1 pseudogene is annotated in these 346 nt (G+C 42.8%); it reads left to right on the top strand.

What is annotated here, in order from left to right:
* Positions 1 to 346, top strand: a pseudogene (locus AB4133_RS14640) (winged helix-turn-helix domain-containing protein); the annotation flags it as partial.

Here is a 346-nt window from a genome sequence, read left to right as displayed (position 1 = left end):
TACATGACTACATCGTTAAACACTTTGACAAGCACTACCACCCTAATTCCATCTATTATCTCCTCGACCACATGGGTTTTTCTTGGATAACTTCTCGTTCCAAACACCCTAAACAATCACAGCAAATACAAGACGATTTTAAAAAAATTCCAAATCGAAACGATCCTTAAGATCCCCGGCCATATTGGGCTAGAGAGTGTTGATGTCTGGTTTCAAGACGAAGCTAGGTTTGGTCAGCAGAACACAACAACACGTCTTTGGGCTACTCGTGGAACGAGACCTCGCGTAGTAAAACAGCAGCAATTTGAATACGCTTATTTGTTTGGCTCAGTGTGCCCATCGAGAG

The organism is Vibrio sp. 10N.286.52.F8 (assembly GCF_041468745.1).
Taxonomy (GTDB): domain Bacteria; phylum Pseudomonadota; class Gammaproteobacteria; order Enterobacterales; family Vibrionaceae; genus Vibrio; species Vibrio crassostreae_C.
Note: the sequence above shows the minus strand (reverse complement) of the source record. Positions and strands in the feature narration are given on the sequence as shown.